Source organism: Ahniella affigens (assembly GCF_003015185.1).
Taxonomy (GTDB): Bacteria; Pseudomonadota; Gammaproteobacteria; order Xanthomonadales; family Ahniellaceae; genus Ahniella; species Ahniella affigens.
Genome location: NZ_CP027860.1, coordinates 1,464,629 through 1,490,315 on the forward strand (window position 1 = coordinate 1,464,629; position 25,687 = coordinate 1,490,315).

Below are 25,687 nucleotides of genomic sequence, written 5' to 3' on the forward strand. Positions count from 1 at the left end.
GGCCCGCGCAATTAACCCGGCAGCATCTTTCAGATGCAACCGTGCCGAGTTAATAAGCGCGGGTTGCGGTTAGGGATGGTCTGCTTGATCCTCCCAGACCCGCCGCAGTCGTCAGCCCGGCACCCGCACCCAGCCTTCCATCAGAATGCGAGCGCTGCGGCTCATGATCGCCTTGGTGACGGTCCATTGGCCGTCGCGTTGCTCGGCCTTCGCGCCAACGCGTAAGGTGCCGCTCGGATGGCCGAAGCGCACGGCGTCACGCGGACCACCACCAGCAGCCAGATTGACCAACGTGCCGGGCACCGACGCCGCGGTCGCGATGGCGACCGCGCAGGTTGCCATCATCGCATGATGCAGTTTGCCCATCGACAAGGCTCGGACCAGCACATCCACGTCGGTCGCCGCGATGTGTTTGCCGCTCGATGCCTGATAGTTCTGAGGTGGCGCCACGAATGCGATTTTCGGTGTGTGCTGGCGCGTCTTGGCCTCATCCAGCGATTGGATCAAGCCCATGCGCAGTGCAGCGTAAGCGCGAATGGTTTCAAAGCGGGCGAGCAGGGCGGGATCGTTGTTGATATCGGCTTGCAACTCGGTGCCCTTGAGACCCAAAGCCTCGGCGTTCAGAAACACCGTCGGAATACCGGAATTGATCATCGTGACGTTAAACGTGCCGATGCCCGGCACGTCAAGCGTTTCGAGCAATGACCCGGTCGGAAACATCGCGCCGCCACCGCCTTCGCCTGCGTCTTCAGCGGGGTCCAGAAACTCCAGCGCAATTTCAGCAGCCGGAAACGTGACGCCGTCGAGCTCGAAGTCGCCGAGCTCTTGCACCTGGCCATCGCGCATCGGCACATGCGCCAGAATGGTCTTGCCGATGTTCTTCTGCCAAATGCGGATGGTCGTGATGCCATCTTTAGGTAGGCGCGCGGGATCGATCAGGCCTTGACTGATCGCGAACGGACCCACGGCAGAACTCAGGTTGCCGCAGTTGCCCGACCAATCGACGAACGCGGTATCGATCGAAACTTGACCATACAGATAGTCCACATCGTGATCGGGTACCGACGCCTTGCTGATGATCACGCATTTGCTGGTGCTGGACGTGGCGCCGCCCATGCCATCGGTTTGTTTGCCGTACGGGTCTGGCGAGCCAATGACCCGCATCAGCAGCGCATCGCGCGCTGGCCCCGGCACTTGCGCCGCAGCGGGCAGATCGTCCAGACGAAAGAACACGCCTTTGCTGGTCCCGCCGCGCATGTAGACGGCCGCAATGCGTTGCTGTGGGGTGATCGGGTTGCTCATCACGCCACCTTCTGTTCCAGAAAATCCTGTGCGAAGCGCTGCAGTACGCCACCCGCCTCATAAATCGACACTTCTTCGGCCGTATCGAGTCGGCACCGCACCGGGACCTCGACTTGGCCGCCATCGCGACGCGTGATGGTCAGCGTCAGCTGCGCCCGCGGCGCGCGCTGGCCTTGCACAGAATACGTTTCGGTGCCATCGAGATTCAGCGTCAAGCGCGTGGTGCCAGGCAGAAACTCCAGCGGCAACACGCCCATGCCGATCAGGTTGGTGCGGTGAATGCGTTCGAAGCTCTCCGCGACAATGACCTCGACGCCAGCGAGGCGCACACCTTTGGCGGCCCAGTCACGCGACGAGCCTTGGCCATAGTCGGCGCCGGCAATCACAATCAGTGGCTGCTCACGCTGCATGTAGGTCTCGATGGCTTCCCACATGCGGAGCACCGTGCCGTCCGGTTCGAGGCGGGCCAGCGAGCCCGCGCGCACATTGCCGTCGTCCTTCCGGACCATCTCGTTCTTCAGGGTCGGATTTGCAAACGTCGCGCGCTGCGCCGTCAGATGGTCGCCACGATGCGTGGCATACGAGTTGAAGTCCTCTTCGGGTAAGCCCATTTTGGCGAGATACTCGCCCGCGGCGCTGTCCAACAGAATCGCGTTCGAGGGCGACAGATGATCGGTCGTGATGTTGTCACCTAAAATCGCCAAGGGCCGCAAATAGCTCAACGTGCGCGGCTTCGCCAATGCACCTTCCCAATAGGGCGGCCGGCGGATGTAAGTGCTCGGTGCCCGCCAGTCGTAGAGCGGCGCCACGCGCTCGCCGCTCTCGACCACGACTTTGAACATTGGATCGTAGACTTTGCGGAACTGCTCCGGTTTGACCGAGGCTTGCACCACGGCATCGATCTCGGCATCGCTCGGCCACAGATCCTTCAGCAAAATCGCACTGCCATCGGCACGATGGCCGAGCGCATCGCGCTCGATGTCAAAGCGGATGGTGCCGGCAATCGCATAAGCCACCACCAGTGGCGGCGAGGCCAGAAAAGCCTGCTTGGCGTAGGGGTGAATGCGGCCATCAAAGTTGCGATTGCCGCTCAACACGGCGGTCGCGTACAGATCGCGATCGATAATTTCCTGCTGAATCGCCGGATCGAGCGCGCCGCTCATGCCGTTACAGGTCGTGCAGGCAAACGCGACGATGCCAAAGCCGAGTTGTTCAAGCTCGGATTTGAGTCCGGCCTCCTCCAAATACAGCGCGACCGCCTTGGACCCGGGCGCCAGTGAGGACTTGACCCAGGGCTTCCGCACCAAGCCGAGCCGATTGGCATTGCGGGCGAGCAGCGCGGCGGCGATCACGTTGCGTGGGTTGGAGGTATTCGTGCAACTGGTGATGGCCGCGATGATCACGGCGCCGTCGGGCATTTGTCCGGGTGTTTCGGTCCAGGGCTTGGCAATGGCCTTGCTCGCGAGATCAGCGGTTGCCACCCGGGCATGCGGGTTCGATGGGCCAGCCATACTGCGCACGACCGCGCTCAGATCAAACTGCAAGGTGCGCTCGTAACGGGCATTGACGAGCGCGTCCGCCCAAAGGCCGGCCGTCTTGGCGTAGGTTTCGACCAACTTGACCTGCTCATCGCTGCGGCCGGTAAGGCGCAGGTAGTCGAGGGTCTGCTGATCGATGAAGAACATTGCCGCCGTCGCACCATACTCCGGCGCCATGTTCGAAATCGTGGCGCGGTCACCCAGCGTCAGCGCGGCAGCGCCTTCGCCGCGGAACTCCAGGTAAGCACCGACGACTTTTTGCTTGCGCAGAAACTCGGTGAGCGACAACACGATGTCGGTGGCCGTGATGCCTGCTTGGGGCTTGCCGGTAAGTTCAACCCCGATAATGTCGGGCAGACGCATCCACGAGGCGCGGCCAAGCATCACGTTTTCTGCTTCAAGACCGCCGACACCGACGGCAATTACACCGAGCGCATCGACATGCGGCGTGTGGCTGTCGGTGCCGACGCATGTGTCAGGGTACGCCACGCCGTTCTCGATGCCGATCACCGGCGACATGCGCTCCAAGTTGATCTGATGCATGATGCCGTTGCCGGGCGGGATGACGTCGACATTGCGAAAGGCTTTGCGGGTCCAGTCGATAAAGTGAAAGCGATCCTCGTTGCGGCGATCTTCGATGGCGCGATTCTTCGTAAAGGCGTCGGGATCGTAGCCGCCACACTCAACCGCCAACGAGTGGTCGACGATCAACTGTACGGGCACCACCGGGTTGACCTTGGCCGGATCGCCGCCTTGGTCGGCGATCGCATCACGAAGCCCGGCGAGATCGACCAGCGCGGTCTGACCCAGAATGTCATGGCACACCACGCGCGCCGGAAACCACGGAAAATCGCGCTCACGCTTTCGGTAGATCAGTTGGGCGAGACACTCGTTCAGCATGCCCGGGTCAGCGCGTCGCACCAGGTTTTCGGCATGGACTTTGGCAGTGTAGGGCAGGCCCGCCCAGGCGCCGGGTTCGATGGCGTCAACTGCGGCGGCGGCGTCGAAGTATTCGAGCGCGGTGCCGGGCAATGGCTTACGGAACGACTGATTCATGATTGATCCAGAGCATGCGGACAAGTGCCGGATTTTAGCAGGCAGGGCCGTGCTGGCGAATCTCGTTTGGGCCGCTATGATGGCGATTTTCCGGGAGTTGCCATGAGCCGTTGGACCATACTGGTGTTGTTGGCGTTGGCGCTAGCCATCTGGGGTGCGTTCCGAAGCAGCAACCCCTTGCACACCGAGCTGCCGTTCGGCAGCACCGATCTGAGCTCGGTTCAGGCGGAATTGGAACGTTTGGATCCAGAAGACCGGAAACGGGTCGAGGCTTACGTGCAGCGCACCAACGGCGACTATCTGCCAGCCGGAATGGGTGATCCGGACGACCCGATGACGGCGCGCACCTTTGCCGAAGCGATTGACCTGCAGAAGCGCTTTGAAGTTCTGATGCAGGAGCAGGAGGCCAAGGCCTCGGCTTTTCGCGCGGCGCGCGAGCAAAATTTCGCGCCGCTGCGCAAAATCATGTCGATGCAAGTGGTGGCGCGCGACATGCTGACCCAGGCCGAGATCTATGGTCTGTCAACACCAGCAATGCCCGGGCAACCCAAATCGCCGTTGCCAAGCAACGCCAATGATCCGCCAAAAGCGGTCACGACCTACCGACTAACGAATATCAGCGATCGAACCATCGCCAAGTTTGGTGTGCTGATTGAACTTCGGCAGAAGCAACACGACCCACTCGACTTTGGCATCGTTGCCAGTTGCTGGGTCGATGAGGTTCAAACGTTGGCTCCAGGTGACACGTTCAACGCCCGTTGTGGCCGGACGATGAGCCTGAATCGGGTGACTGACGCCGAGTACCTGGCGATGCCACTGTCCGATCTGGAGATTCGCTGGGAGCCGAAGCGCTTCGAGTTTGCCGATGGTGGTTCGCTCGAATTTCGCGAGTGACCAGGGACACTGGGCCCGTGAGCGATTCTGGCGTGGACAGGATCAGACGCGTTGCCGCGAATGGGCGGCAACGTGCGCCTAGATTGGCGCTCACGCAAGGGATCGTTCGCGCTGAATCGTCGCGGCCCGATTCACGTCTTGCGACCAGGTGGCGCGACTGCGGCGAGATCCACATTGGTGTGAATGAACCGACCTTCGCGCGGTGTCTTCATGGTCAGCACAGGCAGTTGGGGGTCATGCTCGGCGCGCAGCCAACCATCGCTGAGCATGAGTTCCATGGCTTGAACCTGCTGATAGAACAGGTCGCCAGAAGGCAATCCGGAACCAGGGGAATCGGACGCACCCGATTGCGCTGACAAGGCTGACAACAGGGCCGGCAAGGCGCTATGCGTTTGCACGGCGGTCACAATGGACGCGAACACGCCCACACAGGGCAGGCGTTTGCCATTCCGAACGAAGCAGGGTACAGCAACGATCCGGCCCTCAAGGTAGGCGGGAATATCGACACGGGCGGCATCATCCAGCTGTAGCCAGAACCGGTTGTAGCGCGTCAGCTGCCAGAGATCCTCATCCAACGCCACCATGCGCTGCGCAATCTGGCGCACGCTAACCAAGTCCGAGCCGCCGATCACGGCCTGGCCCAGCACATCATGAGTAAAACCGCCGGTGCCAAGCCATTGGAATGCCTGCGCCGGATTCAGGTCCAAACCGGCATCCCGGGCAATCTCGCGCGTATAGTCCTGCAAATCGGTAAATACGCCATTTGCGGCGTACCAAAAGTCGGCAAAGCGAATGTGCTGCCGAATTCGGGTACGTTGGTTGTCGTCGTAGTGGCGGAGCAGCCAGGCGGGGTCATGCTGTGCGCGCAGCAGGGACATCACAGTCAAGGCCGCCTCGCGCGCACCGGTGTGGGTCAGCGTCAAACCGGCCGCCAGAATCGGATCAGCGAAGCCTGCCGTTTCGCCAACCAACAGCCAGTTGTCCCCATAGCAACGATCGGCCAGGAAGGACCAGTCCTTGGTGGCGCGGACTTGGCCTTCGCGTGTGGCGTTGGCAGTCAGCGCTGCAATCATCGGCTCCTGCGCCAGCGCCCAGTCATAGAGTTCCCGGGCCGATCGCCCGCCTTGCTTGTAAAACCCGGCCGGACAGACAAAGCCGATACTGGTGCGGGTTGGGCTGAGTGGAATAAACCAGATCCAGCCGGATCCAATCGACATCACCAGCACCCGTGTGGCACCGCCAGGAAATTTGGACGCCCACTCGGTGTTGTCCCAGTAGTCCCAGAATGCGACGTTCTGCAGTCGGGTCGGCGCCTCGATCGCCACGTCCATGGCGCGTCTGAGTAAGGCCGCGTTGCCGGACGCGTCCAGATACCAGCGTGCGTGCACACTGCGACCATCATCGAGGATCAAGTGGTCTACGCGGTCACCGGTGCGTGCCACGCTGCGTACCGCGGTCTCTTGCATGACCAAGGCGCCGAGCGTGGCGGCATGTCGCAGCAGGATGTCGTCGTAGATCGCGCGCTCGACCTGCAACGCCAGATAGCGGGACTGTCCACCATAGGCTCGCGGTCGGGATTCTTCCTGATAGTCGGCGGGTGGGACGAATTCGAAATCCCAGAGTTTGTCGCTCTGACCCCAGCGGTAGGTGGCCCCGATCTTGATCGGGAAACCAGCCGCTTCGATCTCCGGCCAGACGCCAAGTTCGTTGAGCACGCGACCAATTGGCGGCAGCTGACTTTCGCCGACATGCTCGCGCGGAAAGCACTCGCGTTCGAATACTGCAACGCTGAACTCGGGTGCATAGCGTCTGAGAAAGCCGGCAGCCGTGGCGCCGCCAGGGCCACCGCCGATGATTGCAACGTCTACCGTGATGGGATCTGGGCTCATAGCCTCGCCTCGGCGCGCGGTGTCAATGCCTCGATGCGATCAACGAGATCAATATTGGAATGAATGCAGCCGCCTTCCTTGGGTGTGCGCATCACGATACAGGGCTCGCCCGCGATGTGTTCGCACCGAACCCAGGATTCGTTGACCAACAGTTCCAGGCACATCAGGACTTGCCGCAGGGCCAGGTCCGGATGAATCCCCGCAGATTGGGACTGCGCCTGCTCGCGCATATGGCGCAGCAATTGGTCGGCGCGCTCGGCCTTCTGCAGCGCCTTCACCACCATCAGAAAGGCGCCGACCAAGGGCAGGCGCGACGGCCCGCGGTGTAGGCACGGCACGGCGTGAATCCGGCCCTCGATGTAAGCGGGAATGGACTCTTGAACCGCGCCGTCCAAATCCAGACGGAATCGGTTGTAGTGACTCAGCGTCCAGACGTTTTCGTCGGCATTGACGAGGCGCTGAGCCAATTGGCGAACCCCGCCGAGGTCAAACCCACCAATGACCGCCTGACCAAGTAAATCGTGAGTGAAGCCGCCCGTGCCGAGCCACTGGAACGCCTGCTGCGGGTTCAGATCAAGGCCGGCATCCCGGGCGATTTCACGGGTATAGTCCTGCAGGTCAGTGAAGGCGCCATTGGCGGAGTACCAGAAGTCGGCAAAACGGATGTGCTGGCGAATGCGTGCGCGCTGATTGTCACTGTAGTGTTGCAATAACCATCTTGGTTCGTGCTCCTGGCGCAGGAGCGAAACGACCGTGTAGGCCGCCTCGCGCGCACCGGTTTGGGTCAGCGTCAAGCCGGCCGCCAGGATGGGATCGGCAAACCCGGCGGCCTCACCCACCAGCATCCAGTTCTTTCCCGTCAGTCGATCTGCCAGAAACGACCAGTCCTTGGTGGCCTGGACCTCACCACTGCGTCGGGCCCGGGTAGTGAGGCTGCCGATCAAGGGCTCTTGCGCAAGGGCCCAGCTGTACAATTCCTCGGCATTCCGCTGACCATCCCGATAAAAGCTGGCGGGGCAGACAAAGCCAATACTGGTGCGCGTCTGATTGATGGGGATGAACCAGATCCAGCCGCAGCCAATCGACAGTACCAGGACTCTGGTTGCGTCGCCCGTGGCGCGTACGGCCCAATCGGCATCGTCCCAATAGTCCCAGAACGCCACGTTCTGCAGTTTCGTCGGTGCGCTGACGCCCACCTGCATCGCCCGCCGCAGCAACCCGCTATTGCCCGTGGCGTCGATGTACCACTTCGCACGGATCGTCTTGCCGTTATCCAATTGCAGACCGTGAACCTCGTCGTCATGCGACAACACTCGGCGCACCGCTTGGCCAAAATGAACCGTCGCGCCGAGTTGTTCCGCCTGCGCGGCCAGGATCTGGTCGTAAATGCGGCGGTCGACTTGAAACGCCAGTTGCCGTGCCTGATCGGAAAACTGCCGGGGCCGTGGTTCCGAGACATAGTCGGCCGCCGGCGTGAACTCGAAATCCCAGAGCTTGGAATCGTTTCCCCAGCGGTAAGTGGCGCCAATCTTGATCGGAAATCCAGCCGCTTCGACCGCATCCCAGCACCCCATTTCGGCAAGGATGTAGCCGATTTGTGGCAGCTGACTTTCGCCGATGTGCTCACGCGGGAAATGGGCGCGCTCAAAGAGGCCCACCTCGGCCCTCGGCAGATACTTCTTGATCAGCGCCGCGCACGTTGTTCCGCCGGGTCCAGCGCCAATGATCGCCACATCCAGGTCCATCAGCTCAGACCTCGCAACAATGAAAAATCGAGAATAGCGGAGCCGGGCGTTTCGGCACAGGCGGCATTTTGGCGGCCCGCTCGGGCCGCTTCGCGGGCCTTGGGCGTTGCCCGGTATCGGGCAATCGCTTACTATCATTGCTTCGGGGATGGGTAGGGAAGTTTGGGAAAGGTCGCAGGTCATTCCACACAAGACGCTGAGGGGTTTAAGATGTCCAATAAGAAGATCGTCGCTGCAGTCGTAGGCTTGAGCGCTGGGTTCGCGCAGGCCGGAACGGGAACTTTCACGTACAACACGACCCCCAATCTGCCGGTCGCGCCCGACAACGGCTGTATTGATGACACAGCTGGAACAGGTGTTGGCGGCATTACCCACACCATCAATATCACCGATACCGGCACGATCCAGGATTTGAACCTGGAACTCCAACTCACCCAGACCTGGCGTGGCGATATTCAAGTTGGCCTCAGCTACTCAGGTGGCGGCAGCACATTTCAAGCGATCAACAATTTCGACACGAGTGGCGATAATTTGAACCTCGTTCTTGACGACGAGGGCGCGCTGCTCTGCAGTGACGCCGCCAACTGTGGCACCGGCACCAATTGCGTTACGCCGCCGGGGCCGGTATGCCGTCCCAACAATCCACTATCCGCGTTCGACGGGCTGGCCGCTCCGGGCGTCTTGACGATTACCGTATGTGACCGCGCGGCAGATGACACGGGCGATCTGCTGGTGGCCAATCTCACTGCAACGCTTGATACGGTAGCGATCAACGCTGATCTGAGCATCACCAAGACCGACGGTGTGGCTTCGGTCGCCCAGGGCGGATCGACGACCTACACCATTACCGCCAGCAATGCGGGACCTGACCCGGTAACCGGCGCGACCGTGGCGGACACGTTCCCGGCCGATTGCACGGTAGCCAGCTGGTCCTGCGCGGCTGCCGGCGGCGGTGCCTGTACGGGCGCCGGGTCGGGCAATATCAATGACACCGCGGTCAACCTGCCGGCGGGTGCTTCGGTCACCTATACCGCAACCTGCGCGGTCAGCGGCAGCGCATCCAGTCCGCTTGCGAACACGGCAACCATCGCGGCGCCGGCAGGGGTTGTGGACCCGACGCCTGGCAACAACTCGGCAACCGATTCCGATACGGTGACGTCCGATGTTCCCCCACAGTTCGCCTATGCACCGGCGCCAAGCAGCACCGTCAGCTTCATCGGTGGTACCACAGTTGGTTCGACGGGATCCGCTTCGATCGACGTCACCATTGGTACGGCCGGCGCTGGTGCGGGCGCGCCGGCAACCACGACGACCAGTTGCAATAGCGTTGGCACGCCGTTTAGCGGCTTTACCCAAACCGTAACCGCCACCGGACCAGCCGGCAGCACCAACGGCGGGCCGCTTTCAGGCACGTGCGTCCTCGCGGCCACGGTCGCCAATCAGACCTTGACCTGCACGGAGACCCGCGGCGGTGCGCCGACCACGGTCACCTTCAATCTCGAATGTCCAGCCGGAACCGCGGTGCCCCTGACATCAACGCCTGTGTCCGGCAGCACGGTGACCTTGCCGCAGCAGACGTTTGGTGGTCCAGGCACCACGCAATCGATCGTGTTCCAGAATCCGGGACTGGTTGATGTGACGGTGACCTGCACGGCGCCGACAGCCACTCAATTCACCATTCCGACATTGAGCTTCAATGTGCCGGCCGGTGGTACGGGCACGCTGGCGGTCAACTTCAGCAGTTCGACGGTTGGCAATTATGTTGGGGTGCTGGACTGCAGCTCGTCGAACGGACAGAACTTCTCGTTCAACTTGGCCGGTTCGGTCGGTGCGGCGACGTCGGTGCCGACGCTGAGCGACCACATGCGCGGCGTCCTGTCCTTGATCCTGTTGACGCTCGGCCTGACTGCGGTGGGTCTGCGTAACCGGCGCAGCTGATTCTGAATTAGCGTTAGCCTTGCCAAACGGGGCGCTCGACGGAGCGCCCCGTTTATTTTGCCCGCGCTATGGCGAAAGACCGATGAGGGTTTGATCGCCGCGCCGGCTTTGGAACCTCGGCGGCCGCCGATGCAGCGTGCTATTGCGCACGGCCGCAAGCTCAGGCGATTGCCTGCGCCAAGATCCGGTGTGTAGCCATCTGCCGACGGCAATGGCACGCGGCATCGGTGGGCTCCGGATAGGGGCGGCGACCGCTCGGCATGGGGTATCGCTGGCCGGAACACATTGGGGCCCCGGATTGTGCCGTCTGTCCAGAACGGACTCGGTGCGGCGATTCAGTGTTGATTTGAGCGCGCAAGCCATTGATTCTGAAGATACAGCACGATTTGACCGTGCTTTTGCGAGCGAGCGCCAGCGAGTCACGCCCGGCGACCATTGCGACTCATGAAATATGCGGGCTACACTCCTTTGGATTCCAGACCCGGCAAGGAGTAAGGCGTGCTTGAACTATTGATGGCAGGCGGCAAGGCGATGATCCCGATCGTGATCCTGTCGGCGTTCGCGCTGGCGATCATTTGCGAGCGGATGTGGAGCCTGCGCCGCAAGTCCGTGCTGCCGGACGGTTTGAGCGAAGAAGTCCGCTCCTGGGCGCAGCAGCGCCGTCTGGAGCCCGACCACATCGACGCCCTGGAAAAGAACTCGCCGCTCGGTGCCGTGCTTGCCGCGGCGCTCCGCGCCCGGCATCTGGGGCGCGAAGCCATTCGGGAGCGGGTCGAGGACACCGGCCGCCACGTCATGCATGATCTCGAGCGCTTTCTGCCGACGCTCGGCACCATCGCGCTCGTGTCGCCACTGGCAGGCCTGCTCGGCACCGTGATCGGCATGATCCAGATGTTTCTGGCGATCTTGGAACACGGGATCGGTGACGCGAATCACCTCGCCGGCGGCATCGGCGAGGCCCTGGTCTGCACGGCGGCGGGCCTGGTGGTCGCGATCCCGGCCTACATGTTCCACCGCTACTTCCGCGCCAAAGTGGCCGATTTCGGGATCCGCATGGAGAAGCAGGTCATCGGCCTCCTGGATCATCTGGAAGGCGAGGCGGCGGTTACCGCGCAAGCCAAGCGGGTTGCTCGATGAGAATCGGCGGCAGTTCGTCCAAGGACGACGATTTCGAGATCAACGTGATCTCGCTGATCGACATCATGCTGGTGCTGCTTCTGTTCTTCGTAATGACTGCCACGTTCGAGAACCGCAGCATGATGCAGGTGCAGTTGCCGGAGGCGGCGACTGAACCGACTGGCGAGCGTGCCGAGGGACTGACGGTCACGATCGACCGCGAAGGCCGTTTTTTTGTTGGCGCGAATGAAGTGCTGAACCCGGGGCTCGATACCTTGAAGGCAGAACTCGAAAAGGCCGCCAACGGTAATTTCGACCAGCCCGTGGCGCTGAAGGCTGATGGCGAAGCCAAGCATCAGGCGGTGGTCACCGCGATGGATGCTCTGGGGAAACTCGGCTTCAGCAAGCTGTCGATCGCGACTGTGCCAAGCGGCCCGGTCAAGCGCGACAATGACTGAGCAAACTGCCAAGCCGGATGCCGGCAAGGTCTATCGCCGGCTGCTGGGTTATACCGCGCAGCACTGGCCGATCGCGCTCTTGGCAATTTTCGGGATGATCATCGAAGGCGCTGCCGCCGGTGCGTTCACCTGGATGATGGACCCGATGATCAACGGCACCTTCGTCAAGCAGGATGCGTCGGTGATGCACTGGATTCCGCTGGCGATCATCGTGCTGTTTGTCGTCCGCGGCCTGGCGGGCTTCGTGGTGGATGTCGGCATGGCGCGAATTGGTGGCGCCGTGGTGTATCAGCTGCGCACCGAGGTGCTGCGCAAGTACCAGTTCTTGCCGATGGCGCGCTTCGATCAGGAGCCGGCGGCCATCATGGTCCAGCGGCTCAGCTATACCGCGGATCAAGTGGCGCGGGCGAGTGCGGATGCCCTGAAGATCATCATCACCGACGTCTTCACGCTGATTGCCCTGCTGATTGTGATGATTCGCGCGAGTGCGTCGCTGACCCTGACCATTCTCATTGTGGCACCTGTGATTGCCGGCATCATCAGCGTGGTCGGCAAACGCTATCGCCGCCTGAATCACAAAGTGCAGGGAGCCACCAGCAACCTCGCACATGCTGCTGAGCAGTCGCTGCACAACATCGAGGCGGTCAAGATTTATGGCGGCATCGACCAGGAACTGGAGCGGTTCCGCGGTCACGCGGCGAGCAGCGAGCGCCTGAACCGCAAGATCATTGCGACCCAGGCGACCAGTTCGGCACTCGTCCAGATCATGGCGGCATGTGTGCTGGCGGCACTGGTGTGGTTCGCCGGCAAGGTTGCCCTGAACTCCGATCTCGACGCCGGCAAGTTTGTCTCGCTGATGACATCGATGATGGCCATCCTGCCGTCGCTCAAACGGCTGACGAACGTACAAAGCCAGTTGCAGCGTGGCGTGGCTGCGGGCGACAGCCTGTTTGCGGTGCTGGATGCGCCGGACGAACCGGATACGGGAACGACGCCCGCCGATGCCCGTGGCGACATTGAATTTGCCGGCGTGCGGTTTCGCTACGCCGACGACAAGCCGTGGGCACTCGATGGGGTCGATCTGCACATTCCAGCAGGCAAGACCACTGCCCTGGTCGGTCGCTCGGGCAGCGGCAAGACCACACTTGTGCGTCTGTTGCCCAGGTTCTACGCGCCGCTCGCCGGCACCATTCGCCTGGGTGGCGTCGCGCTGCCGGACCTAACGCTGGCAACGCTGCGTGCGCAGGTGGCCGTGGTCAGTCAGAACGTGCTGCTGTTTGATGACACGATCGCCAACAACATCGCCTACGGGGCACTGCGGCACGCGAGCCGGGCCGAGATCGAAGCGGCGGCGGCAGCAGCCAATGCGCTTGATTTCATTCGCGAGTTGCCCGAAGGATTTGATACCCGGATCGGTGACCGCGGTGGGCGCCTCTCTGGCGGGCAGCGGCAACGACTGGCCATCGCTCGGGCAATTTTGAAGAATGCACCGATCCTGATTCTCGACGAGGCCACCTCGGCGCTCGATTCCGAATCCGAGCGTCTGATCCAGGACGCCCTTGACCGGATTCTGAAAAACCGCACGGCCATTGTCATCGCACATCGGCTGTCGACCATCGAGCATGCCGATCAAGTGGTGGTCATGGATCGCGGTCGCGTGCTCGAAGTCGGAACGCATGCCGAACTCCTGGCCGCGCAGGGCGCGTACGCGCATCTGCATCGTTTGCAATTTCGCGACGAATGAGCCAACGCGCGCGCTTCGAAGCACAACTGAATGCGATCTGGTACGGCCAGCAGCCCGTGCCGTGGGTGCTGCGCTGGCTCGCGGTAATCTACGCATGGATTCTGGCATGCCGCCGCTGGCTCTATCGCACAGGCATCAAGCGGGCAAGTCGGTTGCCCGTGCCGGTGCTGGTCATTGGCAATATCACCGTCGGTGGCACCGGCAAGACCCCGCTGACTGCCTGGCTGGCGACGGAGCTCGCGCGTCGCGGCTGGCGCCCGGGCATTGTGTCCAGAGGGTATGGCGGTAGTGAGACCAGCACCATGATGTTGCCGCTCGACGCCGACCCGGCCCAATTTGGCGACGAGCCAGTGTGGCTGATGCGCGCTGCCAAGTGTCCCGTCGCGATTGGTCGTCGTCGTGCCGACGCGGGCCGCTTGCTGATCGACCGCATTCACTGCGATGTGATCCTGTGTGATGATGGCTTGCAGCATTGGTCGCTGGCCCGGGATATCGAAGTGCTGGTCGTCGATGGCGAGCGTCGCTTCGGTAACGAATTGTTGTTGCCGGCCGGGCCGCTGCGTGAGCCGCCGAGTCGCGCCGAGCGCGTCGATTTTGTCGTGGTAAATGGTTCTGCCGCGGCGCCTGCCGAGATCGCTATGACCGTTGATGCGCACCGGCTGGTCGCCATCAATGACTTGACGCTCGCCAAGTCCATCGCCGATTTTCGCGGCCAACCGGTGCATGCAGTGGCCGGTATCGGCAATCCGGAGCGATTTTTCCGGATGCTTGAGCAAAAAGGGATGCAGGTGATCCGTCATCCGTTTCCAGATCACCACCATTTCCGCCGCAGTGACTTTGAATTTGGAACGAGTCTCCCGATTGTGATGACCGAGAAAGATGCCGTGAAGTGTGCCTGCCTGGGCCTGCCTGACGCCTACATGGTGCCCATCGATGTGGACTTGCCGATTCAGTTTGCCGATCAACTGAATCGGCAGCTTCGGCAGTTTCAGGAGTCGGCCGCATGAGTCTCGATTTTGTCGTGGCGATTCCTGCCCGGTTTGCATCCACGCGTCTGCCTGGCAAGCCCTTGCTTGAACTGGCGGGCAAGACCATGGTCGAGCGCGTGGTCGAGCGCGCCATGCTGGCCGGTGCGCGCGAGGTGTTGGTGGCCACCGACGATGTTCGGATTCAGTCGGCGTTGCAAGCGAGCGGCGTCGACGTGGTGATGACCCGCGCCGACCATCCGTCCGGTACCGAACGCTTGGCCGAAGTGGCGCGCATCCGGGGCTGGTCTGCCGACACATTGGTGGTGAACCTGCAAGGCGACGAACCGCTGGCGCCGGCATCCGGGATTCGTGCCGCCGCAGAGGCGCTCGCGCAGTCAGCCGCGCCGATGGCGACCCTGGCCACGCCAATTGCATCGCTTGAAGAACTGTTTTCGACGAGTGCCGTCAAACTGGTCCGAAACGCCCGGGGCGAAGCGTTGTACTTTTCCCGCGCGCCGATTCCGTGGGCGCGGGATGCGTTTGCGGCCGAGCCACGGCGCCTGCCCGAACCGTCCGTTTGCCTGCGCCATATCGGCATCTATGCTTATCGGGCTGGGTTTTTGCAGCAGTACATCGCCCTCCCGCCAGCGCCCGCTGAGCTATGGGAGTCGTTGGAGCAATTGCGCGTGTTGCACGCCGGATTTCCGATTCAGGTCGGGCTCGCGCCCGAACTGTTCCCGGCAGGTGTCGATACCCCCGAGGATCTGGCCCGGGTTCGGGCCATTCTGGCGGGGGCAAAACCATGACCGAGGCTACCGGTACCCGCAGCTTGATCTTTGTTTGCACGGGTAATATTTGCCGCTCGCCGCTCGCCAAGGTCTATGCCGATCAGGCCTTGCAGCAGGCCGGAATGGCTAGCCAGTTTGTGACCGACTCCGTGGGTACCCATGCCTATCATCAAGGGCAGGCCGCTGATCCGCGCTCGGTTCAGGTCGCTCAGGAGTTCCAATTGGACTTGCGCCCGCACGCCGCCAGACGCATCCAGCCCGCTGATTTTCAGGCGGAATTTCTGTTGGTGATGGATCACTACAACCTGCAGAATCTGCGCCGAATGGCACCACCAGAGCGGCTGGGTCGCGTGAAGCTCTTGATGGCATTCGCCGGTCAGCCCAAGCTGGAAGTCCCAGACCCCTACACGGGCGCCCTTGACGACTTTCGATTCAGCTTTGACTTGATTCGCCAAGGTATTGATGGGCTTATCAAATCGTTACAACGTCTGCATAATGCAGGGGCATTTGATTGAGCCAAGCCATGTCGCTGCGTCCCCTTGCCCCGCCGTTCACGAAAAACACCATTTGGGTGAATCTCGCCCAGGGGCCGGAGTGGGAGCGATTGCGCGGGCGGGTGTTGCTGCTGCATTTCTGGAATGCGAGCAATATTCATTGCCAGCACATGCTGGCCGAACTCAAGTATCTGGAAAGCAAGTATCACGACGGGGTCACCGTGTTCGGCGTGCACGTGCCGAAATTCGACGCCGAGCGCGTGGCGGCAGTGGTCCAGAAAGCCATCAACCGGCTCTATATCCGCCATGCGGTGATCAACGACGCCGACTGGATTCTATGGCGTCAATACGGCGTGCAGTCGTGGCCGACCACGGTCGTCGTGGATTCTGAAGGCAAGATTGCGGGCGCATATGCCGGTGAAGGGCGCCGCGACGAGCTGGATCAACTGATTGGCGAGCTTTTGGAAGAGGCAGCCGCCCGCGATCTGCGTGCGTTTGACGCGTCCCCGAGCATTTCGCGCCCAGAGCCACGTTCGGCGCTGCGCTTCCCCGGCAAATTGCTGGTCACGGAATCCGGGCTGTTCGTCGCCGACTCTGGCAACAACCGCGTGCTCGAATGCACCCATGATGGTCGGGTGATTCGCCAGATCGGCTCCGGTACGCCGGGTCATTTCGACGGCAAATTGTCCGAATCCGGCTTCAATGAGCCGCAGGGCATGGCCTTGGTCAAGGACATGCTGTACATCGCGGACCGCGGCAATCATTGCATCCGCCGCGTCCGCATGATTACCGGCGAAATCGAAACCATCTGCGGCACCGGTGCCCATGGCCGGCCGCTGAATCAGGAACATGCGTCCTTGCAGGAAGTGGCGCTCAATTCGCCGTGGGATGTGGCAATTGCGAACGAAAAACTGCTGATCGCGATGGCCGGCCAAAACCAGATCTGGAATCTCGACCTGGCGCGCAACCGTTTGGTGCCGTTCGCCGGTTCGGGTGCATTCGGGCGGGACGACGGGGAGGGCAGCATGGTCACGTTTGCCCGGCCCACCGGCATCGCATACAGCAATCAGACCGTCTATGTGGTCGATCTGGAATCGTCGTCGGTCCGCGCTATTCGCGATGGCCGCACGACCACGTTGGTGGGCGCTGGTCCCTATGAGTTCGGCGATGTGGATGGCTTACCGGCTGCCGTGCGCTTGCAGGCACCGATGGGCTGCGCCGTCGACCCGAATGGGCAGATTCTGTGGGTCGTCGACACGTACAACAACAAACTGAAAGCCCTGTCGCTCCGGGGCGGTGGCGCCAAGACAATCAACCTGCCTTACAAATTCACGCTGCCCGGTGATGTCAAGGCCACGCCAGGCAAAATCTGGGTGGCCAATACCGGCGCCCACGAAGTGGTTCGGATTGATACCGCGACCGGTCAGGCCCAGCGGCTACCAATCGGCGAGTAAGCATGGCGGATCCCGCCCAACCCTTTGATGGCCGCGCGTTTGCGGCCGGTCTGCCAACGGCGCCGGGCGTGTATCGCATGCTCGACGCCGACGACCGCATTCTGTATGTAGGCAAGGCCAAGAATCTGCGGAAGCGCGTCAGCACCTATTTTGCGCGACCGCAGCTGGAAGCCCGTATTCAGCTGATGGTGCAGTCGATCGCGAAAATTGTATTCACGATCACACACACCGAATCCGAAGCCCTGCTGCTCGAAAACGAGCTGATCAAATCGTTGAAGCCGCGCTTCAACATTCTGCTTCGAGATGACAAGAGCTACCCCTATATTCACTTCTCGGCCCATGACTTCCCGCGACTTGCGTTTCATCGCGGGGCGCGCAGCAAAGGTCGCTATTTCGGGCCCTATCCGAGCAAAGTCGCGGTACGCGAGGCCATCGACCGCCTGCAAAAGCTGTTTCGTCTACGGACCTGTGAGGACACGGTCTTCAAGAACCGGAGTCGGCCGTGCCTGCAACACCAGATTCATCGATGCAGCGCGCCTTGTGTCGGGCTGATCACGCCCGAGCGTTACGCCGAAGACACGCGTCAGGCGGAGTGGTTTCTGCAAGGGCGCTCGCACGAACTGGTTGACGAACTCGTACGCGACATGGAACGGGCCAGCACGGCGCTCGCTTTCGAGCGCGCCGCAGAGCTGCGTGATGCGATTGCGCGACTACGCTCGGTGCAGGCCAGGCAAAGCGTGGTCGATCAGGAACAGGATACCGATGTGGTCGCTGCCGCCGTGCTGCACCGACGGGCCGCGGTGTTCATGATGTTCTTCCGGGAAGGCATGAATCTGGGCAGTCGCACATGGCAATTTCCGGTGCCCGATGGTAGTTCCGAGGTCGGTGTGATCGACGCGTTTCTAGCGCAACACTACGCCGAGTTGCCGCCCCCTCGCACCATCTTGCTCTCGCACGCACTGGACGAGCCTGACGAGCTCAGTCAGCAACTGGGTGAGCTGGCTGGCCGCAAGGTGGAGCTGTTGTTGCCGAAGCGCGGTGACCGCGTCGAGTTGATGCGGCTTGCGGTTCGAAATGCCACCGCCGCATTGCAAGATGCGGCGAATTCCGAAGCGGCGCAGCAGGCGCGCTGGGAGGCCGTGCTCAAGCTGCTCGACTTGCCCGAAGACAGCCAGCGGATCGAATGCTTCGACATCAGCCACACGCAGGGCGAGTCGACGGTTGCGAGCTGCGTGTCGTTGGGGCCGAATGGGCCGGTGCGAGCGCTGTATCGCCGGTTCAATATCCGCGAGGTCAAGGCCGGCGACGACTATGCCGCGATAGAGCAGGCGGTGCGGCGACGCGTGCAGCGCATTCAGGGCGGCGAGTTCGAGCCGCCGGCAGCGTTGCTGATCGATGGTGGTCCAGGCCAGGTCGCGGCCGCCAAACGTGCACTGGCCGAACTCGGGGCCGAGACCTTGCCTGTGCTCGGCATCAGCAAAGGCCCGGATCGCAAGGCCGGCTTCGAACAGATCATTCTGGCCGATGGCCGCGTGTTGCGTCCGGACGATCAAGACCCGGGGTTGCATCAACTCCAACTGATCCGCGATGAGGCACATCGTTTTGCCATCACGAGCCACCGCAAGAAGCGCGAAAAGGCCCGGGAACAAAGCGTGCTCGAAGAAGTCGAAGGCATCGGTGCCAGGCGTCGGCAGCAGTTGCTGAAACACTTCGGCGGCTTGCAAGGCCTGCTGGCTGCAGGTGTCAGTGAGCTCAGTCAGGTGCGCGGTGTGGACCGTACGCTCGCTGAGCGCATTTACGCGCACCTGCATCCCTGATCGATCACGAGCCTTTGTTGGACGGGCCTACACGGACCTGACACACTCTCGCATGATAAAACGCTAGGGACTGCGCGGAACCACCGTTCACGCCAATGCCAATCCGATTCGGCAAACCAAGCGTTCTGTCAGCCAAACGTTTTGCCCTCAACACACCCTGCCAAGAGACACCGTTCGAACCGATGCGTATCACTTTGCCGACGATATTGACTCTGTTCCGAATCGCCTTGATTCCGGTCATCGTGGTGACGTTCTACCTGCCATTCAAAGGCGCCAATATTGTGGCGGCGACGGTGTTCGCGCTCGGCGCCATCACCGACTGGCTCGATGGCTGGATCGCCCGGAAGTACAACCTGACCTCGGCATTTGGGGCATTCCTTGATCCGGTTGCCGATAAGCTCACGGTCACCATCACGCTGTTTCTGCTGGTGCAAGCGGATCCGAGCATCTTGATGGCCGTGGTCTGCTCCATCATCGTTGGCCGCGAAATCACCATCAGCGCGTTGCGCGAGTGGATGGCTGAAATCGGTGAGCGCAAACACGTGCGCGTGGCGCTGCTCGGCAAGATCAAAACCATTGTGCAAATGGTGGCGATCGTGATTCTGCTGGCGCGTCTGCCCAAGGTCGGTCTGCCGATGTATCAATTCGGCCAGACACTGCTCATTGCGGCGGCCGTTCTGACAATCTGGTCAGGCGCGGTTTATATTCGTGCGGCGTGGCCGATCCTGCGCGGCCGCGAGCAGTAATGGCGCGGATTTCAGCAGCCAAGCATTGGGTGTTGCCGACTCACACCAAGAAATTTTTTGCCGCTTCGCAAAAAAAAGGTTGACACCATTTTCCAGATAAGCATAATGCGCGCTCCCCGCGGGAATAGCTCAGTTGGTAGAGCACGACCTTGCCAAGGTCGGGGTCGCGAGTTCGAGTCTCGTTTCCCGCTCCAGATTCCACAAAACCTCGGCACTCCGAGGTTTTGTTTTTTCAGGGTCGATGATCTCTGGCAATGACCGTAAGTCGTTGCAGCCAGTAGTCTGGCGCAGGTATCCTCGCACCCCCACCGGCCTGGTGGCAGAAAGGTTATGCAGCGGCCTGCAAAGCCGTCTATGCCGGTTCGATTCCGACCCAGGCCTCCATCTTCTCTTCCCGCCCGGATGGCGGAATCGGTAGACGCAGGGGACTTAAAATCCCCCGGCCCAAAGCCGTGCCGGTTCGATTCCGGCTCCGGGCACCAAGACAGCATCCAGGCCGATCCAGCCAGATCGGCAAAAACCCCTGAAACCCAGCAAATACGGGCACCTTGAGGCCAGTAGGGTCCGCCCGTGTCCGATTGCATCCGGGTAAGGCTGGGGGTATAAATGGGGGTATCTCGCCCCTTTGCTCCGGTGGCCAAGCCATGCCGAAAGCACGCGACAAACTGACCGCCGTCGCCCTAAGAAATCCTAAGCCCGGGCGTCATTGGGACGGCCTTGGCCTTTATCTGGAAGTGACCGAAGCAAACGCCCGTTACTGGCGCATGAAGTACCGCTTTGCTGGCCGCGAAAAGCTCCTAGCCTTGGGCGTGTTTCCGGAAGTGACGTTGGCCGAAGCCCGCACGCGACGCGATGCCGCCCGCGCCTTGCTGCAATCGGGTGTTGATCCCTCCGAGCAACGCAAGGCAGCGCGCGAAGCCACGCGGCGCGATCTGCGCGGAACCTTCGAAGTCGTCTGTGCCGAATGGCTCGCATTCAAGCGCCCCAGTTGGTCAGCGGCGAGCTATCGCAAGGCCAAACTGATCACGGGCAATTACCTGCTGCCCAAGCTCGGCTCACGACCCATTGCCACACTGGCGAGCAAGGATTGTGCTCCGGTATTGCGGGCAGCGGCCGAGAAAGCCCCGGAAATGGCCCGTAAAGCCCGCGAATACCTGAGCGGCATCGTTCGCCATGCCATGCGCGATGGCTTGCGCGAAGAGGGTCGCATGCTGGTTCTGGACGGGGTATTGCCGACGATGGCGACCGGGCACATTCCGGCCGCGACCTTGCCCGAGCAAATCGGCGATTTGATGCGCGCGATTCGCGCGTATCCCGGCGAGGTGGTGCGGGCCGCCTTGCTCATGTGCGCATACACCGCGCAACGCCCGGGCGTGGTCGCATCGATGCGTTGGACCGAGATCGCCCCCGATGCCGCCGAATGGCGCATTCCTGCCGAGCGCATGAAGACCCGCCACGCGCACATTGTGCCGTTGCCCAAACAAGCAGTGGCCCTGCTGGCGCACATGCGCGAACTGCGCTTCAGCCCCGAATTCGTATTTCCCCCGGTGTCGCGACAAGCAACGCCACACCTACACCGCGACGCCCTGAGCAAAGCCTTGCGATCAATGGGCTTTGGCGGCCAACACGCCACCCATGGTTTTCGCGGCATGCTCCGCACCGCCGGCCGCGAGCGCTTGAGCATTCCCGCCGATGTTCTGGAAGCGCAATTGGCCCACGCCAAAAGAGACGCGATCCAAAAAGCCTATGACCGCACCGCGTTCAACGATGAGCGCGTGCGCGCCATGCAACGGTGGGCGGATTGGATCGACGGGCTCGACCTGCCGGCATCGGTGACACCGATTCATGCCAAGCGTGCGAGCCAGAAGGGTAAGAATGCGGATTAACCCGCCCATCTGCTGCGCTCTTGCAGTGGCGAGGGCTCGCCCCTATTTCCCCCATTGGATCAATCGCACCACGGCTAGGCCGGCCAGCTGAAAGCGGGAAACCTTCGCCCGTTGCCGTGGTGACCATCGAAGGGCGCAAGGTAGGGTTGCGCAATGCCTGAATCAATAGCGTTTGCCTTTCCGGAGATCAGCCAAAGACAGCAGAGAACCCCGGTCACTGAAGCGATTAGGGCAATCGTGAACTTGAAGGCTCTTTTTGTTAACGGCCGAACCAACAAGCAACTCGGGGATCCTGATGTTCAACGCGAACTGAGCAAATCTGTTGCAAAGCTCCTGGCGATTGCAATCGACCGCGCAGACAGTGACGAGCCCTTTTCAGAAGAATGGCTGACGGAAGCAAGGCGAGTCCCAATTAGGCGCAGTAATTCCGATCCAATGGAACTAATTGTCAGAACCGCATTGGCGTTGATCGCAGAGACCATTCGTGCCTATCGCAGTGGGCAAGTACAAATCGCATGGACGTATGCGATGGACGCGATGGAACTTTGCCGCGATGTCTCGCACGTCATTTGCTTTACCAATCGAGAGTTCCTGTCGTCGCAGCTCGGAAGCCGCGCGGCGCACGCAAAGCACGCCGATGCGCGGCGATTACGGGATGAGGCCCGAAGGCTATATGCCGAGGGTGTCCGAGAGGGCAGTTTTTTGAGCAAAGACCAAGCGGCAGAGGTTCTGACCCCGATCCTGAAAAAACAGTTCGGACAGGGAACCTTCAGGACCGTGCGAAAGCACTTGAAGAACGCCTAACCTGCACTCTGCCGGCACAGTGCATGCAGTGCCGGTAGCCCGTGCGCGATGCCGGCAATGGGGCTTCACGCCCGAAAATCTGATATCACAATTGGAATCCTCTCCGGTGCGCCGGTATTCGAGGATGACCAATGGTGATCGCTTCAATTCTCCCGGAAACGGGATTCATTCGACTTCCGACCGTTCTGCAACTGATCCCAGTTTCCCGCTCTCATTGGTGGGCCGGTGTCCGAGACGGAAGATTTCCAAAGGGCGTGAAAATCTCAGACCGCTGCACGGCTTGGCGGATTGAGGATATCCGTGCGTTGATCGAACGGACGGCCAAAGACGCAGAAGCCGCAACGGCCAAGAGCCGCGTGCCGGCGGCGAATCAGAACGCTTCGGAGTGAGCCGCGATGCCCAAACCCAAAAACACGCACGCCCCGGCGAAGCGGGGCGCGGTGGTCGGCTTTGGCGAGTCACGACCCCCGTATTCTAACGCAGTCCGCTTGCCTTCTGACTGGCGCCAGCGCATGCCCGCGCCTGAAACCTACTATCGGACGCAGTTGGACAAGCTGTCACGGCCGAACTCTTCCGGATGGATGCAAGGCACTTGCCCGTTCCATGACGATCACAATGCAAGCCTCAGTGTTCACATGGTCAGTGGCCGCTGGCGTTGTTTCGCTGGTTGCGGCGGCGGCGATCTGATCGGCTTTCACATGAGCCGCCACGGGCTCGAATTTCGCGCGGCCGTGCTGGATCTGATCAAGGGGGCGCGATGATCGTTCCCGACCATCAAGCCGCAAAGCGTGCGGCCCGCGAGTTGACCAAGAGGCAGCAATTGCAGGGCTTTGAGCCGAGCAACTTGCACATATACCAGAACGAAAAAGGCAATCCCGAGTTCTGGCGCATTCGGATGAAGCATCCCGAGACAGGCGAGAAATTCATTCGGCCGATGTTCTGGAACGGCCGCACGTTCAAGCTCGGAGAGCCGCCAGCGTCTGGCAAGAAAAAGCCACTGTACCGATTGCCCGAACTGATCAAGGCCCCGAACGATTCGCCCGTGTTCATCACGGAAGGCGAGCAAAAAGTAGAAGCGTTGGAACGGCTCGGGCTGATCGCCACCACAAGCGGCGGATCAAGCAGCGCGGACGGTGCCGACTGGACCCCGTTGCAGGGTAGAACGTGCATCGTGTGGCCCGATCACGACCCGGCGGGACGTACCTACGCCGATGCCGTTGCCACGATCCTGCTGGCGCTGGGATGCGACGTGTCAGCGATCGATCCCGCACAAATTGGCGTGCGGGAAAAGGGCGACGTGATCGACTGGCTTGCTGATCACAACCAGGCCACGGCGGCCGACGTGCTCGCCTTGCCACGGGTGGAGCAATGGCCGCCAAAGCTGGATGAGGGTTTGCCTAGCGTTGAACTGACTCGCGCGGACAAGATTCAAATTCGACCGATCAACTGGGTTTGGCCCGGCTGGCTCGCACTGGGAAAGATCCATGTGCTTGCAGGTGCACCGGGCACGGGCAAGACCACGATTGCGCTCGCCATGGCTGCGGTCATCACTCGGGGCGGATGCTGGCCCGACGGGACACGCGCACAAGCTGGGGATGTAGTGATTTGGTCCGGCGAGGATTCGCCAGCCGATACGCTTGTGCCGCGCCTGAAAGCGGCGGGGGCAGACTTGGAGCGTGTCCTTTTCGTCGACACCATGAACGATCGCGAGCGGAAACGGCCATTTGATCCTGCTGCGGACATGCCCGCCCTGGAGCGTAAAGTCCGCGAGCACAAGCACGCCCGGTTGCTGATCCTGGATTCCATTGTCTCGGTGGTGCAAGGCGATTCGCACAAAAACGCCGAAGTTCGGAAGTCCATGCAACCCTTGGCCGATCTTGCCGAAGCAAGGTCGCTTGCCGTGCTCGGCATCTCGCATTTCAGCAAAGGCACTGCCGGCCGTGATCCGACCGAGCGCGTTACCGGGAGTCTCGCCTTTGCTGCAATGGCGCGCGTGGTCATGGCGACCGGCAAAGACCCGAATGCGTGCAACCAGGATGGGTGGCGTCTGCTGGTTCGAACCAAGTCGAACATCGGACCGGAAGACGGCGGCTTTCGCTATCGCCTAGACCAAACTCCGTTTGAGACAGCGGGGCAAGTTCTGAATGCATCGACTGTCCAATGGGGGGAACGGGTCATTGGTTCCGCCCGCGAGCTATTCAACGAAATCGAGGGAACCGATTCTGATCAGCAAGGCGAAGTGCGCGGCGCCGTCGAATGGCTACGCGATACCCTGAAAGCTGGCCCCACGCAAACGAAACAGCTTCGCGAACTCGCCAAAGAAGCCGGATTCGCTTGGCGAACGGTGCAGCGAGCGATGCACAAGGCGGGTGCAGAGTCCCGAAAGCCGGGATTCCAACAGCCCGCCGTTTGGCGCCTCAAGTTGGACAGTCGCGCCACAATCGCGCCATCTGCGCCAAGTTCTGAGAATGGCGCGATTGGCGCGACTGCCGAGGAAGTGGCGCAACTGGTCGACCCATTCGGCGACGATGGCGACTCATCCACTGACCGGGAGCGCTTCGAGCTATGAGCGCAGAAGCATTGCTGAATGAACTGCGGCAGGCCGGCGCGCGTGTTGGTGTGCGGAATGGTCGACTGACGATCGACGCCCCGGCCGGGTTGATATCGCCCGAAGTTCGGTGCCGACTCACGGAGAGCAAAGCCGAATTATTGATGCTGCTGGCGCCAAGACTCCCGACTCTTTGCGCCATGCAATTCAGTTTGCATGGCGACCCGCCCGACACATGGCACACCGCCCTTGGCCAAGATGCAGGCGAACTGATCACTGATCTACGGGAGCGCTACCAGACCCGCCTTGCTGGCGTTCGGAGCGCCCCACAAACGAAGCGAGAGCAACCATGACAAGTAAGACTGATTCGGCATCGATCGATTCAAATCACCCCAAATCCGCGTTTTCTGACGCATTGCGCGCGCGCCCGCGCGCGTATGACTTCGGTAGCGGCCTGGAGCGCAGACTTTTCCGCCACATTCCGCCTATATCCGAGCAGGTG

At 61.5% G+C, this 25,687-nt stretch carries 21 protein-coding genes, 3 tRNA genes and 1 pseudogene; 21 read left to right on the forward strand and 4 right to left on the reverse strand.

All coding sequences use genetic code 11. The features are described 5' to 3' along the window. Window positions 1–111 precede the first annotated feature (111 nt). Window positions 112–1,302 (reverse strand): 2-methylaconitate cis-trans isomerase PrpF, encoded by a 1,191-nt coding sequence (prpF, locus tag C7S18_RS05510; protein ID WP_106890621.1) that lies wholly within the window; start codon window positions 1,300–1,302, stop codon window positions 112–114. Then, entirely contained in the window at window positions 1,302–3,896 is a 2,595-nt protein-coding gene (acnD, locus tag C7S18_RS05515; RefSeq protein WP_206207979.1) for a Fe/S-dependent 2-methylisocitrate dehydratase AcnD, read from the reverse strand. The genes prpF and acnD overlap by 1 nt, the downstream gene beginning before the upstream one ends. A gap of 102 nt (window positions 3,897–3,998) precedes the next feature. Between acnD and C7S18_RS05520 the strand changes: the two genes are divergently transcribed. After that, entirely contained in the window at window positions 3,999–4,790 is a 792-nt protein-coding gene (locus tag C7S18_RS05520; RefSeq protein ID WP_146151773.1) for a hypothetical protein, read from the forward strand. Window positions 4,791–4,921: 131 nt separating this feature from the next. Here C7S18_RS05520 and C7S18_RS05525 read toward each other — a convergent pair whose 3' ends face one another. After that, a complete protein-coding gene (locus C7S18_RS05525; protein ID WP_106890623.1) occupies window positions 4,922–6,679 on the reverse strand; it encodes an NAD(P)/FAD-dependent oxidoreductase in 1,758 nt (585 codons plus the stop codon). Then, window positions 6,676–8,424, reverse strand: a complete 1,749-nt coding sequence (locus C7S18_RS05530) for an NAD(P)/FAD-dependent oxidoreductase (RefSeq protein WP_170113134.1) — start codon at window positions 8,422–8,424, stop codon at window positions 6,676–6,678. The genes C7S18_RS05525 and C7S18_RS05530 overlap by 4 nt, the downstream gene beginning before the upstream one ends. 210 nt (window positions 8,425–8,634) lie before the next feature. Between C7S18_RS05530 and C7S18_RS05535 the strand changes: the two genes are divergently transcribed. The 20 genes and pseudogenes from C7S18_RS05535 to C7S18_RS05625 all read left to right on the forward strand — a co-directional run bounded on the left by C7S18_RS05535 (window position 8,635) and on the right by C7S18_RS05625 (window position 25,538). Continuing rightward, window positions 8,635–10,362: a DUF11 domain-containing protein gene (locus tag C7S18_RS05535; RefSeq protein WP_106890625.1), complete on the forward strand. Its 1,728-nt coding sequence runs from the start codon at window positions 8,635–8,637 to the stop codon at window positions 10,360–10,362. Window positions 10,363–10,860: 498 nt separating this feature from the next. Next, window positions 10,861–11,499 carry a MotA/TolQ/ExbB proton channel family protein gene (locus tag C7S18_RS05540; protein ID WP_106890626.1) on the forward strand — a complete coding sequence of 213 codons (639 nt, stop codon included), beginning with the start codon at window positions 10,861–10,863 and terminating at the stop codon, window positions 11,497–11,499. Further along, window positions 11,496–11,936 carry an ExbD/TolR family protein gene (locus C7S18_RS05545; protein WP_106890627.1) on the forward strand — a complete coding sequence of 147 codons (441 nt, stop codon included), beginning with the start codon at window positions 11,496–11,498 and terminating at the stop codon, window positions 11,934–11,936. Before C7S18_RS05540 ends, C7S18_RS05545 begins: the two co-directional genes overlap by 4 nt. Continuing rightward, the gene (gene msbA, locus C7S18_RS05550; protein WP_106890628.1) at window positions 11,929–13,680 is read left to right on the forward strand and encodes a lipid A export permease/ATP-binding protein MsbA; all 1,752 of its coding nucleotides are present in this window, start codon (window positions 11,929–11,931) and stop codon (window positions 13,678–13,680) included. The genes C7S18_RS05545 and msbA overlap by 8 nt, the downstream gene beginning before the upstream one ends. Further along, entirely contained in the window at window positions 13,677–14,687 is a 1,011-nt protein-coding gene (gene lpxK, locus C7S18_RS05555; RefSeq protein WP_106890629.1) for a tetraacyldisaccharide 4'-kinase, read from the forward strand. The genes msbA and lpxK overlap by 4 nt, the downstream gene beginning before the upstream one ends. After that, window positions 14,684–15,454 carry a 3-deoxy-manno-octulosonate cytidylyltransferase gene (gene kdsB, locus C7S18_RS05560; protein WP_106890630.1) on the forward strand — a complete coding sequence of 257 codons (771 nt, stop codon included), beginning with the start codon at window positions 14,684–14,686 and terminating at the stop codon, window positions 15,452–15,454. Before lpxK ends, kdsB begins: the two co-directional genes overlap by 4 nt. Next, entirely contained in the window at window positions 15,451–15,951 is a 501-nt protein-coding gene (locus tag C7S18_RS05565; RefSeq protein ID WP_106890631.1) for a low molecular weight protein-tyrosine-phosphatase, read from the forward strand. The genes kdsB and C7S18_RS05565 overlap by 4 nt, the downstream gene beginning before the upstream one ends. 8 nt (window positions 15,952–15,959) lie before the next feature. Further along, window positions 15,960–17,384 (forward strand): thioredoxin-like domain-containing protein, encoded by a 1,425-nt coding sequence (locus C7S18_RS05570; protein WP_106890632.1) that lies wholly within the window; start codon window positions 15,960–15,962, stop codon window positions 17,382–17,384. 2 nt (window positions 17,385–17,386) lie between these two features. Next, window positions 17,387–19,201, forward strand: a complete 1,815-nt coding sequence (gene uvrC, locus C7S18_RS05575) for an excinuclease ABC subunit UvrC (RefSeq protein WP_106890633.1) — start codon at window positions 17,387–17,389, stop codon at window positions 19,199–19,201. Window positions 19,202–19,383: 182 nt separating this feature from the next. Then, complete coding sequence (pgsA, locus tag C7S18_RS05580; protein WP_106893928.1) at window positions 19,384–19,947, forward strand: CDP-diacylglycerol--glycerol-3-phosphate 3-phosphatidyltransferase; 564 nt, start codon at window positions 19,384–19,386, stop codon at window positions 19,945–19,947. A gap of 118 nt (window positions 19,948–20,065) precedes the next feature. Then, window positions 20,066–20,141, forward strand: a tRNA-Gly gene (locus C7S18_RS05585). A gap of 116 nt (window positions 20,142–20,257) precedes the next feature. Continuing rightward, window positions 20,258–20,331, forward strand: a tRNA-Cys gene (locus C7S18_RS05590). Between the two features lie 12 nt (window positions 20,332–20,343). Further along, a tRNA-Leu gene (locus C7S18_RS05595) sits at window positions 20,344–20,429 on the forward strand. A gap of 162 nt (window positions 20,430–20,591) precedes the next feature. After that, on the forward strand, window positions 20,592–21,833 hold the full coding sequence (locus C7S18_RS05600) for a tyrosine-type recombinase/integrase (RefSeq protein WP_106890634.1): 1,242 nt from the start codon (window positions 20,592–20,594) through the stop codon (window positions 21,831–21,833). A 153-nt stretch (window positions 21,834–21,986) separates the two neighbouring features. Next, window positions 21,987–22,637: a hypothetical protein gene (locus C7S18_RS05605; protein ID WP_106890635.1), complete on the forward strand. Its 651-nt coding sequence runs from the start codon at window positions 21,987–21,989 to the stop codon at window positions 22,635–22,637. 131 nt (window positions 22,638–22,768) lie between these two features. After that, a pseudogene (locus C7S18_RS24835) lies at window positions 22,769–22,876 on the forward strand (hypothetical protein); the annotation flags it as partial. 15 nt (window positions 22,877–22,891) lie between these two features. Further along, a complete protein-coding gene (locus C7S18_RS25085) occupies window positions 22,892–23,026 on the forward strand; it encodes a hypothetical protein (protein ID WP_276309435.1) in 135 nt (44 codons plus the stop codon). 123 nt (window positions 23,027–23,149) lie between these two features. After that, a complete protein-coding gene (locus C7S18_RS05615; RefSeq protein WP_170113135.1) occupies window positions 23,150–23,398 on the forward strand; it encodes a CHC2 zinc finger domain-containing protein in 249 nt (82 codons plus the stop codon). Continuing rightward, on the forward strand, window positions 23,395–25,206 hold the full coding sequence (locus C7S18_RS05620; RefSeq protein WP_106890638.1) for an AAA family ATPase: 1,812 nt from the start codon (window positions 23,395–23,397) through the stop codon (window positions 25,204–25,206). The genes C7S18_RS05615 and C7S18_RS05620 overlap by 4 nt, the downstream gene beginning before the upstream one ends. Next, complete coding sequence (locus tag C7S18_RS05625; RefSeq protein ID WP_106890639.1) at window positions 25,203–25,538, forward strand: TubC N-terminal docking domain-related protein; 336 nt, start codon at window positions 25,203–25,205, stop codon at window positions 25,536–25,538. Before C7S18_RS05620 ends, C7S18_RS05625 begins: the two co-directional genes overlap by 4 nt. Window positions 25,539–25,687: the final 149 nt, after the last annotated feature.

Bases quoted from the DNA above. Each gene is read 5' to 3' on its own strand.
- prpF (WP_106890621.1), bottom strand. From the start codon at position 1,302: ATGAGCAACCCGATCACCCCACAGCAACGCATTGCGGCCGTCTACATG.
- acnD (WP_206207979.1), bottom strand. From the start codon at position 3,896: ATGAATCAGTCGTTCCGTAAGCCATTGCCCGGCACCGCGCTCGAATAC.
- C7S18_RS05520 (WP_146151773.1), top strand. From the start codon at position 3,999: ATGAGCCGTTGGACCATACTGGTGTTGTTGGCGTTGGCGCTAGCCATC.
- C7S18_RS05525 (WP_106890623.1), bottom strand. From the start codon at position 6,679: ATGAGCCCAGATCCCATCACGGTAGACGTTGCAATCATCGGCGGTGGC.
- C7S18_RS05530 (WP_170113134.1), bottom strand. From the start codon at position 8,424: ATGGACCTGGATGTGGCGATCATTGGCGCTGGACCCGGCGGAACAACG.
- C7S18_RS05535 (WP_106890625.1), top strand. From the start codon at position 8,635: ATGTCCAATAAGAAGATCGTCGCTGCAGTCGTAGGCTTGAGCGCTGGG.
- C7S18_RS05545 (WP_106890627.1), top strand. From the start codon at position 11,496: ATGAGAATCGGCGGCAGTTCGTCCAAGGACGACGATTTCGAGATCAAC.
- msbA (WP_106890628.1), top strand. From the start codon at position 11,929: ATGACTGAGCAAACTGCCAAGCCGGATGCCGGCAAGGTCTATCGCCGG.
- lpxK (WP_106890629.1), top strand. From the start codon at position 13,677: ATGAGCCAACGCGCGCGCTTCGAAGCACAACTGAATGCGATCTGGTAC.
- kdsB (WP_106890630.1), top strand. From the start codon at position 14,684: ATGAGTCTCGATTTTGTCGTGGCGATTCCTGCCCGGTTTGCATCCACG.
- C7S18_RS05565 (WP_106890631.1), top strand. From the start codon at position 15,451: ATGACCGAGGCTACCGGTACCCGCAGCTTGATCTTTGTTTGCACGGGT.
- C7S18_RS05570 (WP_106890632.1), top strand. From the start codon at position 15,960: ATGTCGCTGCGTCCCCTTGCCCCGCCGTTCACGAAAAACACCATTTGG.
- uvrC (WP_106890633.1), top strand. From the start codon at position 17,387: ATGGCGGATCCCGCCCAACCCTTTGATGGCCGCGCGTTTGCGGCCGGT.
- pgsA (WP_106893928.1), top strand. From the start codon at position 19,384: ATGCGTATCACTTTGCCGACGATATTGACTCTGTTCCGAATCGCCTTG.
- C7S18_RS05600 (WP_106890634.1), top strand. From the start codon at position 20,592: ATGCCGAAAGCACGCGACAAACTGACCGCCGTCGCCCTAAGAAATCCT.
- C7S18_RS05605 (WP_106890635.1), top strand. From the start codon at position 21,987: ATGCCTGAATCAATAGCGTTTGCCTTTCCGGAGATCAGCCAAAGACAG.
- C7S18_RS05615 (WP_170113135.1), top strand. From the start codon at position 23,150: ATGCCCGCGCCTGAAACCTACTATCGGACGCAGTTGGACAAGCTGTCA.
- C7S18_RS05620 (WP_106890638.1), top strand. From the start codon at position 23,395: ATGATCGTTCCCGACCATCAAGCCGCAAAGCGTGCGGCCCGCGAGTTG.
- C7S18_RS05625 (WP_106890639.1), top strand. From the start codon at position 25,203: ATGAGCGCAGAAGCATTGCTGAATGAACTGCGGCAGGCCGGCGCGCGT.